We start from the raw sequence: 19,565 nt of genomic DNA, 5'->3' as shown, positions 1-19,565 counted from the left end.
AGGTTTAATCAAATTAGTGACTTAAAATCTTAAGGTAGAAAACGGGTGCCGATGCTTTCACCGCCAAATAACTTGGCGAGCTTCTCTGGGTAACGCCAGGTCGCCACTTCAATCGGACGTCCTAAATCTTGCGCCGCTTCCAAGGCTGCTTTCACTTTGACGATCATGCCGTCGGTAATCACTTTGCCGGCAATCAGTGCATCCGCTTGTTTGGCATCTAAGGTGGCGATGAGGTGGCCTTTGCCATCCAGTACACCGCTGACATCCGAGAGCAGTACCAATTCCGCATCCAGAGCACCCGCCACAGCAACCGCCGCTTGGTCAGCGTTGACGTTCATCATCTGCCCCTGCGCAGTTAGGCCTATCGAGCTAATGATGGGCATCGCACCGGTTGCCAAAATCGCTTGCAGCAAAGTGGAATCGCCCGGCGTTGCTTTGCCGACTGCGCCCAGTTCAGGATCTAACTCCTCGACATGGCACAAACCGCCATCCGCCAGTGACAAACCCACAGCATTGATGCCATCTTTGATCGCTTGTCCTTGCAGCATCTTGTTCGCTGTACCTGCGAGAGCTCCAGCAATGATCGGAATTTGATCATACGGAGTGACGCGCAAACCGTCTTTCTTGACCGATTTGAGTTGCAGCTTCGCCATCAACTCATCAACCAAGTAACCACCGCCATGCACGATCACAATGCGTCGTTGGGCTTGGTTCTGATATTGGGCAATCGCACTAAACAGTTTGCTAAGTGTCTCTGCGCAATCGAGCGCCGCACCACCTAACTTAATCACTAAAGGACTGAGCTTGAGATCTGACATGTTGAACCCTTACACCAACGCGGTTAATTCATCGAAACCGTAGTGAATATTTAAACACTGCATCGCTTGACTCGATGCGCCTTTCAATAAATTGTCGATAGCAGACACCACTATGATGTGACGTCCTTGTACCTTCCAGCCGAGGTCACAAAATGGGGTAAACTCGACATCTTGAATCCGTGGTAAACCATTGCTGAAACGCACCAACGGCTTATCTTGATATGCCTTGCTAAAGGCTTCTGCGACTTGCTGCTCGGTGACACCATCCGCCAGTTTCATGGTGATGGTGGCCAGAATGCCGCGCTTAAAGTTGCCAAGATGCGGGGTGAAGATCACTTCACAGCCTAGGTGAGTCGCAATTTCTGGTTGATGGCGATGGTTAAACACACCGTAAGGCTGCAAGCTCACTTCGCAAAAACTGTTGGTCATGGTGGCTTTACGCCCCGCACCAGAGACACCACTCACCGCGTTAATCACTGGCCATTGGGTCGTGTCGATTAACCCTTCCACCAACAGAGGCTTAATCGCCAGTTGCGATGCCGTTGGATAGCAACCCGCAACAGCAATCATAGGACTGCTTTTGATCGCTTCCGCATTCCACTCAGCAAGGCCGTACACCGCTTTTTCTAACCATTCAGAATGCTGATGAGCAAAGCCATAAAAGGTTGGATAAAACGCTTCGCTCTGCACCCGAAATGCACCAGACAGATCAAAGACCTGACAGCCTTGAGCGAGAAATTGCGGCGCGAGGTCATGACTCACTTCGTGCGCGGTAGCCAGAAAAACTACATCACACTCAGCCGCAACAGCATCTACATCGGTCAAGGCTTGCACTGGCATATCAATCAGCCCAGCCACTCGACCATGCAACTGCGCCAGCGATTTGCCCGCATCCACACTGTTGGCGGAAACGTATAAACCTGATAGCGTGAGTTGTGGGTGTTTGTGCACCATAAGAGCCAGTTCTGCTCCGGTGTAACCGCTTGCGCCGATGATGGTGGTTTTTAACATCAAAAACATCCGTATTAAGTGGTGAAAGAGAGCGAACAACGCTGACTATTCATCTTTCAAAATTGCGATTAATTGGTTTTTTATTCACTTAAAGTGATTTAATATGTGTTTTACCGTTTCGCCGACACTCTGTCAATAGCAGGAGCAAAGATAAAATGCCGTTACCCAGTTTCCTTGAGGTCTATGAAGGCCTGATTTCAACCTCTTCAATCAGTTCTACCGATGCGCGCTGGGATGAAGGTAATGAGCAGGTGATCGCAAAATTAGCCGATTGGTTAAGTGCACTTGGCTTTGCCATTCAGATTGAGCAAGTAGCGCCCAACAAACAGAATTTGATTGCCAAATTAGGCAATGGTGAAGGCGGACTGCTGTTGGCAGGACACAGTGATACCGTGCCTTTTGATCAAGGCCGCTGGAATTACAACCCGCATGCACTCACGCAAGCCAATAATCGCTTCTATGGATTAGGGACCGCAGATATGAAAGGTTTCTTCGCCTTTATTTATGAAGCGGTGAAAAAAGTCGATTGGAGCAAGCAAACCAAGCCGTTGTATGTACTCGCAACGTGCGATGAAGAAACTACCATGCTTGGCGCGCGCCATTTTACGGAAAATGCACCATTTAAACCGGATTACTGCATCATCGGTGAACCAACCAGCTTAGTGCCGATCCGTGCACACAAAGGCCATGTGGCGAATGCTATTCGCGTGACCGGTAAATCCGGCCATTCATCCAATCCAGCGCTGGGCGTCAATGCGATTGAGATCATGCACGAAGTGCTGTTTGCTCTCATGCAGCTGCGCGATCGCTTAATTAAAGAATATCACCATCCGGGATTTGAAATTCCGACGCCGACGCTGAACCTTGGTCACATTCATGGTGGCGATAGCCCGAACCGAATTTGTGGTTGCTGCGAACTGCATTATGATGTTCGCCCTCTGCCCGGCATTAGCTTGGATGGCTTAGATAACCTAATGCGTGACGCTCTACGTGAAGTACAGCAAAAGTGGCCGGGGCGCATTGAATTAATCCCACTGCATGACCCGATCCCCGGTTATGAGTGCGCGCATGACCATCCGTTTATTCACGGCATTAGCGAAATCTGCGAGCAAGAAGCGCAAACCGTGAATTACTGCACCGAGGCCCCTTTCTTGCAGCAAGTTTGCCCGACCTTAGTGCTTGGCCCAGGTTCAATCGATCAAGCTCATCAACCGGATGAGTTTTTGGCGTTTGAATTTATTGACCCAACGGTACGCGTGCTATCACGAGCCATGCAGAAATATTGTTTCTAAATTGATCGCCCTGAGTTCAACCTCAGGGCTTTTTTGTAAGAAATTTTCAATAATTTGGTGTTTTTAGTTAAACAATCTCTGCACCAACGCGGATGACAATAAATGGAATCTTAGTCTTAACCGCAAGCCCACTGGACAAAATGGTCAAGATTGTGTAATTAACTGGACTCACACTGGATGTAATTTTTTTTCAAGGCAGGATGACAATGAACGAAAAATACGCTGCGCTCAAAAGTAACGTAAGCATGTTAGGACGACTACTCGGCCAGACGATTCAAGCCGCCGATGGTGACGTTATTTTAGAGAAAGTGGAAACCATCCGAAAACTTTCCAAATCCGCCAGAACCGGCAACCAAGCAGACCGCGAGCTGCTGATCGAAGAGATCAAAAATCTTCCTAACCACCAACTGACTCCCGTGGCTCGCGCCTTTAACCAATTCCTGAACCTGACCAATATTGCCGAGCAGTATCACACCATCTCTCGCCACTGTGAGAGCCATGTGAATGAGCTGGATGCGATCGGTAGCTTGTTTGCCAAACTCGCGCAAAACTCGGTCAGTAAATTCGACACCGCACAAGCCATTCGTGATCTGAACATTGAGTTGGTATTAACCGCTCACCCGACAGAGATCACTCGTCGCACCATGATCAACAAGTTGGTCAAAATTAATGAATGTTTGTCCAAACTCGAACTGAGTGAACTCTCTTCAAAAGAGCGCCATAAAACGGAACGTCGCCTTGAGCAGTTGATCGCACAAAGCTGGCACTCGGATGTGATCCGTCAGCAGCGTCCAACGCCACTGGATGAAGCCAAATGGGGCTTTGCGGTAGTGGAAAATTCGCTGTGGAATGCCGTGCCAGAGTTTCTGCGCGAGTTGGATGAACAGGTGAAATCTCACTTGGGTGAAGGTTTACCAATTGATGCACGCCCTGTGCACTTCTCATCATGGATGGGCGGTGACCGCGATGGTAACCCATTTGTTACCCACACCATCACTCGCGAAGTGCTATTGCTGTCACGCTGGAAAGCGGCAGACCTTTATCTGACCGACATCAATGAGCTGGTCAGCGAACTTTCGATGACCAAGTGTAATGAGGCAGTACGCGCTTTAGCGGGTGAGGAGCACGAACCGTATCGCGCGATCCTCAAGCAGCTGCGCGGTTTGCTACAAGAGACGATTGATATTCTTGAAGCGAAACTGAATGGTCAAAAACTGGCAGTGAAAGCTCCGCTGCAAAATGTCGCTCAGCTGTGGGAACCACTATACGCGTGTTACCAATCACTGCATGAGTGTGGCATGGGCGTGATTGCGGATGGTTCTCTACTTGATACTCTGCGTCGCATCAAAGCGTTTGGCGTGCATCTAGTTCGTCTCGATATTCGTCAAGAAAGTTCACGCCATGCAGAAGTGATTTCGGAACTGACCCGTCATCTCGGCATCGGTGATTACAATCAGTGGAGCGAACAAGACAAGATCGCTTTCCTGACCACTGAACTGAATTCTAAACGTCCGCTGCTACCGCGCGACTGGCAACCGTCTGCACAAGTCAAAGAAGTGCTGGATACCTGTAAGATCATTGCAGCGCAATCCAAAGATGCATTTGGTGCGTATGTGATTTCGATGGCACGTACTGCATCGGATGTCCTCGCAGTTCACCTGCTACTGCAAGAAGCGGGATGTCCTTATCGTATGGATGTCTGCCCGCTGTTTGAAACCTTAGATGACTTGAACAACGCCGAATCGGTGATCCGTCAGTTGATGAGTATCGATCTGTATCGCGGCTTTATTCAGAACCACCAAATGGTGATGATTGGTTACTCAGACTCAGCGAAAGATGCCGGCGTCATGGCGGCAGGTTGGGCACAGTACCGCGCAATGGATGCCTTAGTCAAAGTCAGTGAAGAAGCGGGTATTGAGCTGACACTATTCCATGGCCGTGGCGGCACGATTGGCCGTGGCGGTGCTCCTGCGCATGCGGCACTGCTGTCTCAGCCACCAAAGAGCTTAAAGGGCGGCCTGCGTGTAACAGAACAAGGCGAAATGATCCGCTTTAAACTGGGTCTGCCAGAAGTGGCGGTGAACAGCTTCAACATGTACGCCAGTGCCATTTTGGAAGCCAACCTACTGCCACCACCAGAGCCAAAACAAGAATGGCGCGATCTGATGGATGTGCTGTCGGAAGTGTCTTGTGAGGCCTATCGCCATGTGGTGCGTGGTGAGCCTGATTTTGTCCCTTACTTCCGCCAAGCCACACCTGAATTGGAATTGGGCAAACTGCCACTCGGTTCGCGTCCATCGAAACGTAATCCAAACGGTGGTGTTGAAAGCTTGCGTGCGATCCCATGGATTTTCTCATGGAGCCAAAACCGCTTGGTATTACCCGCTTGGCTGGGTGCCGGTGAAGCGATTCAATTCTCGATTGATAAAGGCCACCAAGCACTACTTGAAGAGATGTGCCGTGAATGGCCATTCTTCTCAACTCGCCTTGGCATGCTGGAGATGGTGTACACCAAGTGCAGCGCGGAAATTGCGCGTTACTACGATGAACGATTAGTCGAGCCTGCTTTGCGTCCACTCGGTGAAAAACTGCGGGCGCAACTGCAAAAAGACATCAAAACGGTGCTCAATGTGGAAAACAACGAGAACCTGATGCAAAGCGATCCTTGGGGACAAGAATCGATTCGTCTGCGCAATATTTACGTGGAACCACTCAATATGCTGCAAGCCGAACTGCTGTATCGCACTCGCCAATCGGAGCACTTAGCACCAGAGCTTGAAGAAGCCTTGATGGTGACTATCGCGGGAATTGCGGCGGGAATGCGCAATACTGGTTAACAAATCGCAAAATATCAGTATAAAAAACCAAAAGGCTGCAACTTTGTGGCCTTTTGTTTTACATTTTCGTATTATTGAGAATAATGTCAGTTTTTTATTTATCAGACGCATTTGTATTCCACTTTATGCTTATTATTTAGATATACTACGTCCCCTCTGTGATAAGTACTGCAAACCAATTTCACAGTCAAAGTATGCAAAGACATACACCAATCTAGGTGATAACCGGCTTTATAAGGTGACATAAGCAGCCAGAACGTTGAGCTGCGGGTATTTAAACGAACTGATATGAGTGCCACAAGAAGCACAACAGACGTTTAGATAGAAGTTTATGTTGACTTAATTTTTGGATTGAAGACATGTCATTACCACACGTTATCCTTACTGTTCTTAGCACACGCGATGCAACCGGGTACGATATAACTAAAGAATTTTCTGCCAGCATTGGCTACTTCTGGAAAGCCAGTCATCAGCAGGTATATCGTGAACTCAATAAAATGGGGGAACAGGGTTTAGTAACTTGTGTTCTGGAACCACAGGAAGGTAAACCAGATCGCAAGGTTTATTCTATTACCCAAGCTGGTCGCAGCGCTTTAGGTGAGTGGTTTGATCAACCAACCGCACACCCAACCGTGCGTGACGAGTTCAGCGCTAAATTGATGGCTTGCTCAGTACAATCGGCAGAACCTTACCGTCTGCAATTGGCTGAACTGGTTGAAGAGTCGCGCAAACTGGTCGCTCATTATCAGGAAATCGAAGCCGCTTACTACGCGAACCCTTCCGTGTTAGATAAGCAGCAACGTTTAGAGCGTTTAACGCTACGTCGTAATTTACTGGTTCGCCAAGCATGGATTCAATGGGCGGACGAAGTGTTGGCAGAATTAAACGCGATGGCATAAGCCCACGCTACCTGCCTATGTGAAAAAGGATGATGTCACCATCATCCTTTTTTATTTGGGGCCATAACGCGGATATGGCGTTAAATGCCATCACCACCAATAAAGGTCTGTGACCGACCATTAAATTGCTGATCCATATCCAAAGATGGCTTATCCGATTGTGGTCGACCAACCACACGAGCCGGCACCCCCGCAACGGTGGTATGTGGCGGTACCGCTTGCAGTACCACGGAGCCAGAGCCAATTTTCGCGCCCTCTCCCACCTCGATATTACCTAAAATTTTCGCTCCCGCACCAATCATCACCCCTTCACGAATTTTCGGGTGCCGATCGCCGCACTCTTTACCTGTACCGCCAAGCGTGACGTCCTGCAAAATCGAGACATCATCTTCGACTACGGCGGTTTCACCAATCACAATGCCCGTCGCGTGATCGAGCATGATGCCGCGACCAATACGCGCGGCTGGATGAATATCCACCTGACAAGCGACCGAAATCTGATTTTGGAAATAAGTGGCAAGAGCCTTACGCCCTTGTTGCCACAGCCAGTTGGCGACCCGATAGCCTTGCAGTGCATGATAACCTTTCAGGTATAGCAGCGGCATAGAGTACATCGATACTGCCGGATCTCGATTCACGGTCGCGCAGATATCACATGCAGCCGCTTCCGTAATCTTGGGATCAGCCGCAAACGCTTCTTCGATCACTTCGCGCACCGCCATAGCCGGCATGGAAGCCGTGTTCAAACGGTTGGCGAGAATGTAGCTCAGCGCCGATCTTAAACTGTCGTGTTTAATAATGGTGGCGTGATAAAAACTGGCGAGCATCGGCTCCTGCTCGGATTGCTCGCGAGCTTCAGCGACAATGGTTTGCCAGACCTTGGTGTGTGCGCACTGTTTCATGACTTACTCTGTCCTAATCAAGATAGGGTAACCGGTACCCTATCGATTCAATTCCATCTCTTGCGCTGCGGATTAACGCTCCATCTTCTTATCTCGCGCCAGCAGATCCTGAGCCGCGAGTCGCGCATCTTTTCCTTGATACAATACTTGGTAAATTTGTTCAACTATCGGCATCTCAACGCCCATGCGTTTTGCCAGCATCCACACCTCTTTGGTGTTGCGATACCCTTCGACCACTTGGCCAATATCAGTTTGCGCGGTATCCACGTCTTTTCCTTGACCAAGCGCCAAACCAAAACGGCGGTTACGCGATTGGTTGTCAGTACAAGTCAGCACTAAATCACCCAATCCGGCCATGCCCATAAAGGTTTCCGGTTGCGCGCCTAAAGCGGCACCTAGACGCGTCATTTCAGCCAAGCCACGAGTGATAAGGGCTGTACGTGCATTCGCGCCAAAGCCAATGCCATCTGACATACCCGCACCAATCGCAATTACGTTTTTTACCGCGCCGCCAAGCTGCATGCCGATAAAGTCACTGTTGGCGTACACCCGGAAAGTTTTACTGCAATGGATTTTTTCTTGCAGGTCACGTACAAACTGCGCATCCGGTGACGCCACCGAAATCGCGGTTGGCATCCCCATCGCCAGTTCTTTAGCAAAGGTCGGCCCAGACAGTACCGCGAGTGGATAGCTATCCCCCAACACATCATGAGCAACATCTTGGAGTAGACGCCCTGTTTCAGGTTCCAAGCCTTTGGTTGCCCAACAAATACGGCTATCAGCGCGCAGATGCGGTTGTAAACTTTTCAACACGATGCCAAACACATGGCTCGGCACCACTACCAACAAGTCACGGCTAGCTTGTACGGCTTTTTGTAGGTCAGTTTCGATAATCAGAGTGTCAGGAAAAGCAATTCCCGGCAAAAACTCATGGTTAGCACGATCAGCTTCCAGACGTGCCATATGCTCAGCTTCATGTCCCCATAGGACAATATTGGCGCCATTGCGCGCCAAAGAGATCGCCAATGAAGTGCCGTAAGATCCCGCACCAATCACGGTCATTTCAACAGGTTTTCCGTAGCCGTTTTGGTTCTGTGTTTCGCTCATTGTTCCGCCTATCGATAACGAAGTTGTGCTCTATTCTATACCCAAACATAGGCTATTGCAGTCTGCACCCGATTCGCGACACATCTGTTAGATAAAGACTGCAAAAACCAATACTCGAATGATAAACAAAAAATGCACATCGCGGTGGCGCTGTGCATTTTGCTGTAGTGAAAACTCAATCGCGCGAATTATGCGTTCGCTGTTGTGCCTTCTTGAGCTTGCTGTTGTAGGTAGTTCATGAACAGCGCGTCAAAGTTGACTGGAGCCAAGTTCAGTTGTGGGAAAGTACCTTTCACCACTAGGCTTGAAATGGTTTCACGTGCGTATGGGAACAGGATGTTAGGGCAGAAAGCACCCAAGCAATGTGCCAATTGGCCGGCTTCCATCTGCTCTGCACTGAAGATACCCGCTTGTTGTACTTCACACAGGAATGCGGTTTCTTCTGCGTTTTTCACGGTTACGGTCAGACGCAAAACCACTTCGTAAACACCTTCACCCAGTTCACGGCTTTGCGTGTCGAGATCCAGTTTCACATCTGGATTCCATTCTTTTTGGAACATCACTGGTGAGTTTGGTGCTTCAAAAGAGACATCTTTCAGGTAGATACGTTGGATAGCAAACTGTTGTTGCGAGGCTTGTGCTGCTTCAGCCATGGTTTCATCCTTAATTCAGATAATTGGGTTCAAAGGTCAATATGTCCTGAGACTAACTGAGAGTGTGTGGGATCACTAGGTGGGCTAGCCATTACGTGGGTGACTTCACAACTCTTACCGTCAAGCGCTGACATTTTCGCCAGCACTGACGAAGTGCTCTAAGGATTTAGCGTTTGCCGCGTACCAAAGGCAGGTTAGCTTCATTCCAAGCAATCAGGCCATTTTTCAGAAGGCTCACCTTCTCAAATCCGGCTTTGGTCAGTAGATCAGCACTTTCACGTGCAGTTTGACCCGTTTTGCATACCACGATAATGGGGCTCGATTTGTGGCTTTCAAGTCCGGCCAAGTTTCCAGCCTTAATGTCTGACGGCAAAATGTGAATTGCGTCGGTAATGTGCCCCTGTTTGAATTCATCTTTACTACGAATATCAACCACGATGCCGTTTTCACGGTTGATCAGATGGGTCGCTTGGGTGGCGGTCACTTCTTGGTAAGCCGCGGTGGCCGATTTATAAATGCTGGCAATTAGCGCCACCAAAATACCGATCCAAGCCAGTGAAAGGATCATATTGTGCTGGAAAAACTCAATGTACTCTTGCATATCCTGTGCTCTTGCAATGGGGATTCAAATCAGACAAGGAGTATAACGAGGTTGGCTGCATGACGCGAGCGCTTACCTCGTTAAAACCGGGTCTGCAAAGGGTGAATATGTTGCAAACTGAGAAACCGATCAGGCTCGTGGAAATGGGAACGCGGTGACCTTATCAATATGGTCTTCACCCAACGCCAACATAATCAGACGATCGATACCCAACGCCACACCGGCGCATTCAGGCAAACCGGCTTCCAACGCTGCGATCAAATGGTAATCGATCGGTTGCTCTGCTAACCCCATTTCTAAACGCTTAGCGTTATCGGCTTTAAAGCGGGCCAACTGCTCTGTAGGATTGTCCAATTCATGGAAGCCATTCGCCAGCTCAATCCCTTTAAAATAAACTTCAAAGCGATCGGCTACGCGCGGATCGGTCGGATTAATTTTAGCCAACGCCGCTTGCGAAGCGGGGAAATCATACACAAATGCAGGTGTAACTTGGCCGATTTTCGGCTCAATACCAATGCTAAACAGCAGTTGCAATAAGGTGTCACGATCCTCTTCTGGCTCGGCAATATCACTTAACCCTAGCGTTTCAGCGACTTGTTTTAACTCACGCATCTGGCTTTCAAGTGGGCAAACGCCAAGCACATTCAAAAACGCTGCTTGGTAAGTCATTCGCTCGGCACTGCCACAGCGCAGCACCAATTGCAGCAAGGCGTCCATTTCATCCATTAAAGCATGGTGATCAAAGCCAATCCGATACCATTCCAACATAGTGAATTCTGGATTGTGGTAACGACCATTTTCCTCATTACGAAACGCCTTGCCGAGTTGATAAATACAACCGCTGCCCGCCGCTAATAAACGCTTCATATGAAATTCAGGGCTGGTCATTAGGTGCAGCGAACTGCCCTGTGCATAGCCTGGCCCCACAAATTCGGTTTGAAAAGTATGCAAATGAATGTCCGTTACCGTCGCGTGACTCATGGCTGGGGTTTCCACTTCCAATACATCACGTTCGGCAAAGAACTCTCGGATCTGGCGCAGTAAGGTAGCGCGTTGTTTTAATTGGCTTATTGATGCGGTTGGCATCCAGTCAGCAGTCATCATGATATCGCTCAGCAAATCAACAGAGATAACGAATTGTACTCGTTCAGAATAAAAAGCCAAACCCAATTGTGACACCAGTCACATATAGGGCAAATAGTATGCCTAAGTTTGCAATACCACAGCAAAAACCCAACAGAATCAATTTTTCCTTCTTCAAGCTCTTTTACACTACGGCTACCACTTAATGGGTGGGAAGGATGGCAGGAAAACCATGGTGACATGCGTTTGACCGCATCTGACGATTCCAGGAACCGGGTCTCAACCCAGTCCACACATAAAAATAATCACACTGGAGGATAACTGTGCAAATTATCACCACAGATATCGCAGTCATCGGCGCTGGCGGCGCTGGTCTTCGTACTGCTATTGCAGCGGCAGAAGCAAACCCTCATTTAGAAGTTGCTCTGATTTCTAAAGTTTATCCAATGCGTTCTCATACCGTCGCAGCCGAGGGTGGCTCCGCAGCAGTTATCAAGGATGAAGATAGTCTAGATAACCACTTCAACGATACCGTTGGCGGTGGTGACTGGCTATGTGAACAGGATGTTGTTGAATACTTTGTTGCCAATGCAACCCGCGAAATGATCCAGATGGAGCAATGGGGTTGTCCTTGGAGCCGTAAAGAAAATGGTGAAGTCAACGTTCGTCGCTTTGGCGGTATGAAAGTTGAGCGCACATGGTTCGCTGCCGACAAAACCGGCTTCCACATGCTGCATACCCTGTTCCAAACTTCTATCAAGTACCCACAAATCAAGCGTTTGGATGAGTACTTTGTGGTGGATTTGCTGGTTGATGAAGGTGAAATCCAAGGTTTGATCGCCATTCATATGTCGGAAGGCGAGCTGGTCACCATCAAAGCTAAGTCGGTTGTTCTAGCCACTGGCGGTGCAGGCCGCGTTTACCACTGCAACACCAACGGCGGCATCGTGACCGGTGATGGTATGGCGATGGCTTTCCGTCATGGCGTTCCTCTGCGTGATATGGAATTCGTTCAGTACCACCCAACAGGCCTACCAGGCACTGGTATTCTGATGACCGAAGGTTGTCGTGGTGAAGGCGGTATTATCGTCAACAAGAATGGCTACCGTTACCTGCAAGACTACGGCATGGGCCCTGAAACTCCAGTTGGCCAACCGAAGAACAAATATATGGAACTGGGTCCACGTGACAAAGTTTCCCAAGCTTTCTGGCATGAGCAGCAAAAAGGCAACACCATCAAACACCCACTGGGCGATGTGGTGCACCTAGACCTTCGTCATTTGGGCGAAGAATACCTGCAAGAGCGTCTGCCATTTATCTGTGAACTGGCGAAAGCGTACGTGAACGTTGACCCAGCGAAAGAGCCGATTCCAATTCGTCCAACCGTGCACTACACCATGGGTGGTATCGAAACCAATGGCGAATGTGAAACCCGCATTAAAGGTCTGTTCGCTGTGGGTGAATGTGCGTCTGTTGGTCTGCATGGTGCGAACCGTTTAGGTTCTAACTCGCTAGCGGAATTCGTAGTCTTTGGCCGCGTTGCCGGTGAAAAAGCCGTTGAGCGCGCCGCTGAGTTTAAAGGCTGGAATGAAACAGCAATCGCAGCACAAGTCAAAGCGGTTGAAGATCGTATCGCAGCCCTGATGCAGCAAGAAGGCGATGAAAACTGGGCAACCATCCGTACTGAAATGGGTCACACCATGGAAGCGGGTTGTGGTATCTACCGTCAGGAAGATCTGATGCAAGACACCATCAACAAACTGGCCGAGTTGAAAGAGCGTTACAAGCGCATCAGCATCAAAGACAAAGGCAAAGTGTTCAACACTGACCTGCTGTACGCGATTGAAGTCGGTTATGGTCTGGATGTGGCAGAAGCCATGGTTCACTCCGCTATCCTGCGTAAAGAATCTCGTGGTGCACACCAACGTCTTGATGAAGGTTGCACAGAGCGTGATGACGTCGATTTCCTCAAGCACTCTTTGGCGTTCTTCCAAGAAGGTCAATCACCAAAGATCGATTACAGCCCAGTGAAAATCACTAAGTCGCAGCCAAAAGCGCGTCTATACGGTGAAGCAGCAGAAAAAGCTGCGGCAGCTGAAGCGGCCGGAAAAAGCGTAGAGGAGCAAAAATAATGTCAGCACAACGTATTCAAAAAGTGGACATTCTGCGCTACGACCCAGCTAAAGATGCAGAACCACACATGCAACGCTTCGAAGTGCCGTTTGATGAAACCATGTCGGTACTGGATGCGATTGGTTATGTGAAAGATAACTTGGATAAAGATCTTTCTTACCGCTGGTCATGCCGTATGGCGATCTGTGGATCGTGCGGCATCATGGTCAACGGCGTGCCAAAGTTGGCGTGTAAGAGCTTCTTACGTGATTACCCAGAAGGCGTAAAAATTGAACCTCTGGCTAACTTCCCGATTGAGAAAGACCTGATCGTGGATATGACGCCGTTCATCGAACGTCTGGAAGCCATCAAGCCATACATCATCGGTAACGATCGTAAGCCAGAAGACGGCGCTAACCTACAAACTCCAGAGCAAATGGCGAAGTACAAACAGTTCGCTGGTTGTATCAACTGTGGTTTGTGTTACGCGGCCTGCCCGCAGTTCGGCTTGAACCCAGAGTTCATCGGTCCCGCTGCGCTAACTCTGGCGCATCGCTACAACCTCGACAGCCGTGATAACGGTAAAGCCGAGCGTATGAAGCTGATCAACGGTGAAAACGGCGCTTGGGGCTGTACTTTCGTGGGTTACTGCTCCGAAGTGTGTCCAAAACACGTTGACCCAGCAGCAGCCGTGAACCAAGGCAAAGTGGAGTCATCATTAGACTTCGTGATCGCGATGTTGAACCCAGACGGTTCACCGAAGAAAGTGGAGGCTTAAGGATGAGTAACCGTAAACCTTATGTTCGTGAAATGAAACGTACTTGGTGGAAGGATCATCCTTTCTACCGCTTCTACATGGTGCGTGAAGCGACGGTTCTACCATTGATCCTGTTTACCTTGTTCCTAACCATTGGTTTAGGTTCTCTGGTGAAAGGCCCTGAAGCATGGCAAACCTGGTTGGATTTTATGGCCAACCCACTCATCGTTGCGATCAACATCGTGGCACTGGCCGGTAGCTTGTTCCATGCACAAACTTTCTTCAGCATGATGCCACAAGTCGTGCCTATTCGTTTAGGCGGCAAACTGGTTGATAAAAAAATCATCGTGCTAGCACAGTGGGCGGCCGTGGCCTTTATCTCACTGATTGTTCTTATTGTGGTGTGAGGAGCTTATTGTGATTAATACCAACCCAAAACGTTCAGACGAACCCGTATGGTGGAGCCTGTTTGGTGCTGGTGGCACTTGGTTTGCCATGATCACCCCGATTACCGTTCTGGTACTGGGCATTCTTGCACCACTCGGTGTGATTGATGCCGAAGCACTGAGCTATGAGCGCGTGTCTAGCTTTGCAACCAGCATCATTGGCGCATTGTTCATCATCGGCACTTTAGCTCTACCAATGTGGCATGCTATGCACCGCGTTCATCACGGTATGCATGACCTGAAATTCCACACCGGTGTGGCAGGAAAAATCGCTTGCTACGGCTTTGCGACTATCATTTCAGCACTGGCTGTCGTGTTTATCTTCATGATCTAATATGTGAAGTATCAAAAAAGCTGGCTTACAGGCCAGCTTTTTTATTGGTGTGTTCAAGCAACAAGAGCAAAACACGCATAAAAAAACCAACCGCAAGGTTGGTTTTTTCTTGTTACCGAGGTGATTACTTCACACGGCCAACGTATTCTGCAGAGCGAGTGTCCACTTTGATCACTTCGCCGATCTGTACGAATAGAGGTACACGAACGACTGCACCAGTAGACAGAGTTGCTGGTTTACCGCCAGTACCTTGAGTGTCACCTTTTACGCCTGGATCAGTTTCTGTCACTTCTAGCTCAACGAAGTTTGGTGGAGTTACCGCGATTGGGTTACCATTCCACAGCGTCAGCATACAAGTGTTGTTTTCTACCAACCATTTCGCATTCTCGCCAACCGCTTTTGCATCTGCAGCAAGCTGTTCGAATGTGCTGTTGTTCATGAAGTGGTAGAATTCGCCATCGTTGTACAGGTAATCCAGATCGATATCGATAACATCTGCAACTTCTGCGGTGTCACCTGACTTAAAGGTTTTTTCCAGAACTTTACCAGTAAGCAGCTTACGGATTCTCACGCGGTTGAATGCCTGACCTTTACCTGGTTTTACATACTCGTTTTCGAGAATGACACAAGGCTCGTTATCAAGCATAATTTTGAGACCGCCTTTAAATTCATTCGTGCTAACAGTAGCCATTTTTTCCTCTTACTATCTTCGAGTTAAAATCAATGCCGCACATCATAACCCGAAAAGTCATTTCTGTTGAGCAAAACTGGTTGCAACAGCTGGCAAACGCGATCTCCGATCCTCTGCAATTGTTGCAGCAACTTGAGATCGATCCTTCGCCATGGCAAGACGGATTTGAAGCGCGCAAACTGTTTGCGCAGCGGGTGCCGCAAAGTTTTGTCGATCGCATGCAAAAAGGCAATCCTTACGATCCACTTTTACGCCAAGTTTTGCCCTTAAATGCAGAATTTGAAGTACATCCTGGCTATTCCAATGATCCTCTGGATGAGCAAAACAACGCTATTCCAGGCTTGCTGCACAAGTACCAAAATCGTTGCTTGCTGATCGTGAAAGGCGGTTGCGCCATCAACTGCCGCTACTGTTTCCGTCGTCATTTCCCTTATGAAGATAACAAAGGCAGTAAAGCAATTTGGCAGCAAAGCCTCGATTACATTGCGCAAAATCCACAGCTCAACGAAGTGATTTTCTCCGGCGGTGATCCTTTAATGGCCAAGGATCATGAACTCGCATGGCTGATGGAACGTATCACAGCAATTCCGCACATCAAACGACTGCGAATTCACTCACGATTACCCGTGGTGATCCCCGCGCGCATCACCGATGAATTGGTTGAACTGTTCGCTCAAACTCGTTTGCAAGTACTGCTAGTGACACACATCAACCACGCCAATGAAATCAATCTGGAGCTCAAACAGCAAATGGCACGCTTACGCGCAGTGAACGTGACTTTACTTAACCAAGGTGTGCTGCTCAAAGGGGTCAATGACACGGTTGACGCACAAGTGGCGCTCAGCGAAACCTTGTTTGATGCAGGCATTCTGCCTTATTACTTGCATGTGTTGGATAAAGTGCAAGGCGCGGCGCATTTTTACGTGAGTGATGAGGAAGCAAGGCAGATTATGGCCGGCTTGATTGAGCGGGTTTCCGGCTATCTGGTGCCAAAATTAACCCGAGAAATCGGTGGTAGACCCAGCAAGACACCGCTTGATCTGCATCTTGAGTAAAGAAAAAAGCGTTGCCTAGGCAACGCTTTCTGCATCATTACTTCGCAAAGTTAATGATTGGGAAACACTTAAAGAAACCGTTGTCCGCACAGTTGATCAAACCAATCTGTACGCCTTCAATTTTTGCAGTTTTGTTGAATAGACCAAACTGAACAGTAGAAGTGTTCGAGAAGTTAGCCGCACCTAGGTCAACCAAGGTGTTACCTTCTGAATAGTTCACAAAACTCAAGTTAGCGCCTTTAACGTCGTTAGTCAGGTTAACCAGACCCAAGTTCGCACCGTAAGTATTACCGGTGTTCCAGTTCAAAAGACCCAGTGATGCACCGGTCATCTCTTGGTTGACTTTGCTTGCACCGAACAATAAGCCAAAGTTCACACCTGTGGTTTTGTCGGTTTCAGACAGGCCAAGAATCGAAAAATCGACCCCTTTGACTTCATTCACTTTACCGTGCAGTGCGGACAAACGCACACCCGCAACTTGGTTAGCATCTGGCGTGTTGAAGTTGTCGATAGAAGAGAACATAACTGGGGTTGAAGCCAGTGCGGCCGGAGCAGCCATTGCTGCAGTAAGCGCCATCAAAGCAAACGGCTTATTCATAAAAATAACCTCCAATCAGGATGGACAAGGGGGAAAACTGAGCAACATTATCCATATCTTGCATAAGGTAATGTGAATATTGTGTCAGTTTTCCGCACAGTTTATAGGCATTCACTTCGCTATACTTACCAATACTCACGCTGCTTTGCGATAAAAACGGCATAAAAAAACCGGAGCTTGGGCTCCGGTTTTTTCGGCTAAGGGGGATTATTACATCATGCCGCCCATGCCACCCATGCCCATGTCTGGCATTGCTGGTGCATCTTTCTTCGGCAGTTCAGTGATCATCGCTTCAGTGGTGATCATTAGACCCGCAACAGAAGCTGCGAATTGCAGAGCAGAACGGGTTACTTTGGTTGGATCCAGAATACCCATTTCGATCATGTCGCCGTAAACGCCAGTTGCCGCGTTGTAACCGTAGTTACCTTCGCCTGCACGTACGTTGTTCGCAACCACTGACTCTTCGTCACCCGCGTTTTTCACGATTTGACGCAGTGGCGCTTCCATTGCACGTAGTGCCACACGGATACCTACGTTTTGCTCTTCGTTGTCGCCTTCTAGAGAAGATAGCTTAGATGCAGCACGGATCAGGGCTACGCCACCACCGGCTACCACGCCTTCTTCTACCGCAGCGCGAGTCGCGTGCAGCGCGTCTTCTACGCGATCTTTCTTCTCTTTCATTTCAACTTCAGTCGCAGCGCCCACTTTGATAACCGCAACGCCGCCAGCCAGTTTTGCTACGCGCTCTTGCAGTTTCTCTTTGTCGTAGTCAGAAGTGGCTTCTTCGATTTGTTGACGGATCTGCGCAACACGACCTTGGATCGCAGCTTGATCGCCAGCACCATCAATGATGGTTGAGTTTTCTTTGGTGATAGAAACGCGTTTCGCTTGACCTAGGTCTTCCAGAGTCGCTTTTTCCAGCTCCAGACCGATCTCTTCAGAGATCACAACACCGCCAGTCAGAATCGCGATATCTTGCAGCATCGCTTTACGACGATCACCAAAGCCAGGTGCTTTGACTGCCGCTACTTTCACGATACCACGCATGTTGTTCACAACCAGAGTCGCCAGCGCTTCGCCTTCCACATCTTCAGCCACGATCAGCAGTGGACGAGAGGCTTTTGCCACGCCTTCCAGTACTGGCAGCAGTTCACGGATGTTAGAAATTTTCTTATCCACCAGCAGGATGAATGGGTTATCCAGTTCTACGCTGCCTGATTCTTGGTTGTTGATGAAGTACGGTGACAGGTAGCCACGGTCAAACTGCATACCCTCTACCACATCCAGCTCGTCTTGCAGCGCTTGGCCTTCTTCAACGGTGATCACGCCATCGCGACCCACTTTTTCCATCGCTTCAGCAATGATGTTGCCCACGCTAGAGTCTGAGTTAGCGGAGATAGTACCTACTTGCGCAATCGCTTTAGTATCGGCACAAGTCACTGACAGTGCTTTCAACTCTTCTACCGCAGCGATAACCGCTTTATCGATACCGCGCTTCAGATCCATTGGGTTCATGCCTGCCGCTACCGCTTTTAGGCCTTCATTCACAATCGCTTGAGCCAGTACGGTGGCTGTGGTTGTACCGTCGCCCGCCGCATCGTTGGCTTGAGAAGCGACTTCTTTCACCATTTGTGCGCCCATGTTCTGGAATTTGTCTTCCAGTTCAATTTCACGCGCCACAGATACACCATCTTTAGTAATGGTTGGTGCACCGAAAGATTTGTCGAGAACCACGTTACGGCCTTTAGGGCCTAAGGTTACTTTTACCGCATCGGCTAGAATGTTTACGCCTTCTAGCATTTTTACACGAGCGTCATTACCAAAACGTACGTCTTTAGCAGCCATTTTTCATTTCCTTTCTAAATTCAGTTATTGATTTCGTTGGGATTCAGAATCAATTATTCAACGATTGCCAAAATGTCATGTTCAGCCAAGATCAGCACTTCTTTGCCATCGATCTTTTCTGTTTTTGTGCCGTAGCTTTCTGCGAAGATCACGGTGTCGCCTACTTTGACGTCCAAAGGTTGAACAGAACCGTTCTCTAGAATGCGGCCTTTACCAACAGCCAACACTTTACCGCGCGTTGATTTTTCCGCCGCAGAACCAGTTAGAACAATTCCACCAGCAGATTTTGATTCAACTTCTTGGCGTTCAACGATCACTCGGTCATGTAATGGACGAATATTCATCGGTCGTCTCTCCTGATTTAATTTTCCGTATGGTTGATAAAACGCTGATCATCAGCATGTGTCACTTATGTGGGGTAAGTTGTGCCATATCCCAAGGGGGCAAGCGTAAAAAAACGTGATTAAATTAACATTTTCAAACACCAACCCCTCCTCTTTCCTTGGTAAGTGAGCGGTGGCGAT

General features: G+C 48.8%; 19 protein-coding genes. 8 read left to right on the top strand and 11 right to left on the bottom strand.

Going from position 1 to position 19,565, the window contains the following annotated elements; all coding sequences use genetic code 11:
- Positions 1 to 29: 29 nt before the first annotated feature.
- Positions 30 to 818: an acetylglutamate kinase gene (argB, locus tag EPB59_RS00355; RefSeq protein ID WP_001281570.1), complete on the bottom strand. Its 789-nt coding sequence runs from the start codon at positions 816 to 818 to the stop codon at positions 30 to 32.
- Positions 819 to 827: 9 nt separating this feature from the next.
- Positions 828 to 1,829, bottom strand: a complete 1,002-nt coding sequence (argC, locus tag EPB59_RS00350; protein ID WP_142726811.1) for an N-acetyl-gamma-glutamyl-phosphate reductase — start codon at positions 1,827 to 1,829, stop codon at positions 828 to 830.
- Positions 1,830 to 1,984: 155 nt separating this feature from the next.
- Here argC and argE point away from each other — a divergent pair, with 155 nt between their 5' ends.
- The 3 genes from argE (at position 1,985) to EPB59_RS00335 (ending at position 6,857) form a co-directional block, all read left to right on the top strand.
- Positions 1,985 to 3,121, top strand: coding sequence for an acetylornithine deacetylase (argE, locus tag EPB59_RS00345; protein WP_095469637.1), 1,137 nt, complete (start codon positions 1,985 to 1,987; stop codon positions 3,119 to 3,121).
- A 206-nt stretch (positions 3,122 to 3,327) separates the two neighbouring features.
- Positions 3,328 to 5,958: a phosphoenolpyruvate carboxylase gene (gene ppc / locus EPB59_RS00340; protein WP_154171297.1), complete on the top strand. Its 2,631-nt coding sequence runs from the start codon at positions 3,328 to 3,330 to the stop codon at positions 5,956 to 5,958.
- A 359-nt stretch (positions 5,959 to 6,317) separates the two neighbouring features.
- The gene (locus EPB59_RS00335) at positions 6,318 to 6,857 is read left to right on the top strand and encodes a PadR family transcriptional regulator (protein ID WP_000056567.1); all 540 of its coding nucleotides are present in this window, start codon (positions 6,318 to 6,320) and stop codon (positions 6,855 to 6,857) included.
- A gap of 80 nt (positions 6,858 to 6,937) precedes the next feature.
- On the opposite strand, the gene cysE is transcribed toward EPB59_RS00335, so the two are convergent.
- The 5 genes from cysE to epmA all read right to left on the bottom strand — a co-directional run bounded on the left by cysE (position 6,938) and on the right by epmA (position 11,221).
- Positions 6,938 to 7,759 carry a serine O-acetyltransferase gene (gene cysE, locus EPB59_RS00330; protein ID WP_055027432.1) on the bottom strand — a complete coding sequence of 274 codons (822 nt, stop codon included), beginning with the start codon at positions 7,757 to 7,759 and terminating at the stop codon, positions 6,938 to 6,940.
- 72 nt (positions 7,760 to 7,831) lie between these two features.
- On the bottom strand, positions 7,832 to 8,866 hold the full coding sequence (gpsA, locus tag EPB59_RS00325) for an NAD(P)H-dependent glycerol-3-phosphate dehydrogenase (protein WP_000005331.1): 1,035 nt from the start codon (positions 8,864 to 8,866) through the stop codon (positions 7,832 to 7,834).
- Positions 8,867 to 9,054: 188 nt separating this feature from the next.
- Positions 9,055 to 9,519, bottom strand: a complete 465-nt coding sequence (secB, locus tag EPB59_RS00320) for a protein-export chaperone SecB (RefSeq protein WP_055051291.1) — start codon at positions 9,517 to 9,519, stop codon at positions 9,055 to 9,057.
- A 166-nt stretch (positions 9,520 to 9,685) separates the two neighbouring features.
- On the bottom strand, positions 9,686 to 10,120 hold the full coding sequence (locus EPB59_RS00315; RefSeq protein WP_055051292.1) for a rhodanese-like domain-containing protein: 435 nt from the start codon (positions 10,118 to 10,120) through the stop codon (positions 9,686 to 9,688).
- Between the two features lie 129 nt (positions 10,121 to 10,249).
- Positions 10,250 to 11,221: an elongation factor P--(R)-beta-lysine ligase gene (gene epmA, locus EPB59_RS00310; protein WP_431355115.1), complete on the bottom strand. Its 972-nt coding sequence runs from the start codon at positions 11,219 to 11,221 to the stop codon at positions 10,250 to 10,252.
- Between the two features lie 305 nt (positions 11,222 to 11,526).
- On the opposite strand from epmA, the gene frdA reads away from it, so the two are divergent.
- Genes frdA through frdD form a run of 4 tightly spaced genes read left to right on the top strand, consistent with a single transcriptional unit; the run spans position 11,527 to position 14,852 of the window.
- Positions 11,527 to 13,335: a fumarate reductase (quinol) flavoprotein subunit gene (frdA, locus tag EPB59_RS00305; protein ID WP_154171296.1), complete on the top strand. Its 1,809-nt coding sequence runs from the start codon at positions 11,527 to 11,529 to the stop codon at positions 13,333 to 13,335.
- A complete protein-coding gene (locus EPB59_RS00300) occupies positions 13,335 to 14,093 on the top strand; it encodes a succinate dehydrogenase/fumarate reductase iron-sulfur subunit (protein ID WP_154171295.1) in 759 nt (252 codons plus the stop codon). Before frdA ends, EPB59_RS00300 begins: the two co-directional genes overlap by 1 nt.
- A gap of 2 nt (positions 14,094 to 14,095) precedes the next feature.
- Positions 14,096 to 14,479 carry a fumarate reductase subunit FrdC gene (gene frdC / locus EPB59_RS00295; protein ID WP_154171294.1) on the top strand — a complete coding sequence of 128 codons (384 nt, stop codon included), beginning with the start codon at positions 14,096 to 14,098 and terminating at the stop codon, positions 14,477 to 14,479.
- A gap of 10 nt (positions 14,480 to 14,489) precedes the next feature.
- A complete protein-coding gene (frdD, locus tag EPB59_RS00290; protein WP_000611152.1) occupies positions 14,490 to 14,852 on the top strand; it encodes a fumarate reductase subunit FrdD in 363 nt (120 codons plus the stop codon).
- 124 nt (positions 14,853 to 14,976) lie between these two features.
- Here frdD and efp read toward each other — a convergent pair whose 3' ends face one another.
- Complete coding sequence (gene efp, locus EPB59_RS00285; RefSeq protein ID WP_000246892.1) at positions 14,977 to 15,543, bottom strand: elongation factor P; 567 nt, start codon at positions 15,541 to 15,543, stop codon at positions 14,977 to 14,979.
- 32 nt (positions 15,544 to 15,575) lie between these two features.
- Between efp and epmB the strand changes: the two genes are divergently transcribed.
- Positions 15,576 to 16,598, top strand: a complete 1,023-nt coding sequence (epmB, locus tag EPB59_RS00280; RefSeq protein ID WP_154171292.1) for an EF-P beta-lysylation protein EpmB — start codon at positions 15,576 to 15,578, stop codon at positions 16,596 to 16,598.
- A 37-nt stretch (positions 16,599 to 16,635) separates the two neighbouring features.
- On the opposite strand, the gene EPB59_RS00275 is transcribed toward epmB, so the two are convergent.
- The 3 genes from EPB59_RS00275 to EPB59_RS00265 form a co-directional block, all read right to left on the bottom strand.
- A complete protein-coding gene (locus tag EPB59_RS00275) occupies positions 16,636 to 17,196 on the bottom strand; it encodes a VC2662 family protein (protein ID WP_195707018.1) in 561 nt (186 codons plus the stop codon).
- A 210-nt stretch (positions 17,197 to 17,406) separates the two neighbouring features.
- A complete protein-coding gene (groL, locus tag EPB59_RS00270) occupies positions 17,407 to 19,041 on the bottom strand; it encodes a chaperonin GroEL (RefSeq protein ID WP_000729139.1) in 1,635 nt (544 codons plus the stop codon).
- Positions 19,042 to 19,094: 53 nt separating this feature from the next.
- A complete protein-coding gene (locus EPB59_RS00265; RefSeq protein WP_001026274.1) occupies positions 19,095 to 19,385 on the bottom strand; it encodes a co-chaperone GroES in 291 nt (96 codons plus the stop codon).
- Positions 19,386 to 19,565 lie beyond the last annotated feature (180 nt).

This window comes from Vibrio metoecus, from assembly GCF_009665255.1.
Classification (GTDB): domain Bacteria; phylum Pseudomonadota; class Gammaproteobacteria; order Enterobacterales; family Vibrionaceae; genus Vibrio; species Vibrio metoecus_B.
The sequence above is the reverse complement of the archived record's forward strand: the minus strand, read 5'-3'. Positions and strand labels throughout refer to the sequence as shown.

What these genes read in the sequence shown, in the direction of transcription:
- argB (WP_001281570.1), bottom strand. Translation starts at nt 818, where the DNA reads ATGTCAGATCTCAAGCTCAGTCCTTTAGTGATTAAGTTAGGTGGTGCG.
- argC (WP_142726811.1), bottom strand. Translation starts at nt 1,829, where the DNA reads ATGTTAAAAACCACCATCATCGGCGCAAGCGGTTACACCGGAGCAGAA.
- argE (WP_095469637.1), top strand. Translation starts at nt 1,985, where the DNA reads ATGCCGTTACCCAGTTTCCTTGAGGTCTATGAAGGCCTGATTTCAACC.
- ppc (WP_154171297.1), top strand. Translation starts at nt 3,328, where the DNA reads ATGAACGAAAAATACGCTGCGCTCAAAAGTAACGTAAGCATGTTAGGA.
- EPB59_RS00335 (WP_000056567.1), top strand. Translation starts at nt 6,318, where the DNA reads ATGTCATTACCACACGTTATCCTTACTGTTCTTAGCACACGCGATGCA.
- cysE (WP_055027432.1), bottom strand. Translation starts at nt 7,759, where the DNA reads ATGAAACAGTGCGCACACACCAAGGTCTGGCAAACCATTGTCGCTGAA.
- gpsA (WP_000005331.1), bottom strand. Translation starts at nt 8,866, where the DNA reads ATGAGCGAAACACAGAACCAAAACGGCTACGGAAAACCTGTTGAAATG.
- secB (WP_055051291.1), bottom strand. Translation starts at nt 9,519, where the DNA reads ATGGCTGAAGCAGCACAAGCCTCGCAACAACAGTTTGCTATCCAACGT.
- EPB59_RS00315 (WP_055051292.1), bottom strand. Translation starts at nt 10,120, where the DNA reads ATGCAAGAGTACATTGAGTTTTTCCAGCACAATATGATCCTTTCACTG.
- epmA (WP_431355115.1), bottom strand. Translation starts at nt 11,221, where the DNA reads ATGACTGCTGACTGGATGCCAACCGCATCAATAAGCCAATTAAAACAA.
- EPB59_RS00300 (WP_154171295.1), top strand. Translation starts at nt 13,335, where the DNA reads ATGTCAGCACAACGTATTCAAAAAGTGGACATTCTGCGCTACGACCCA.
- frdC (WP_154171294.1), top strand. Translation starts at nt 14,096, where the DNA reads ATGAGTAACCGTAAACCTTATGTTCGTGAAATGAAACGTACTTGGTGG.
- efp (WP_000246892.1), bottom strand. Translation starts at nt 15,543, where the DNA reads ATGGCTACTGTTAGCACGAATGAATTTAAAGGCGGTCTCAAAATTATG.
- epmB (WP_154171292.1), top strand. Translation starts at nt 15,576, where the DNA reads ATGCCGCACATCATAACCCGAAAAGTCATTTCTGTTGAGCAAAACTGG.
- EPB59_RS00275 (WP_195707018.1), bottom strand. Translation starts at nt 17,196, where the DNA reads ATGAATAAGCCGTTTGCTTTGATGGCGCTTACTGCAGCAATGGCTGCT.
- groL (WP_000729139.1), bottom strand. Translation starts at nt 19,041, where the DNA reads ATGGCTGCTAAAGACGTACGTTTTGGTAATGACGCTCGTGTAAAAATG.
- EPB59_RS00265 (WP_001026274.1), bottom strand. Translation starts at nt 19,385, where the DNA reads ATGAATATTCGTCCATTACATGACCGAGTGATCGTTGAACGCCAAGAA.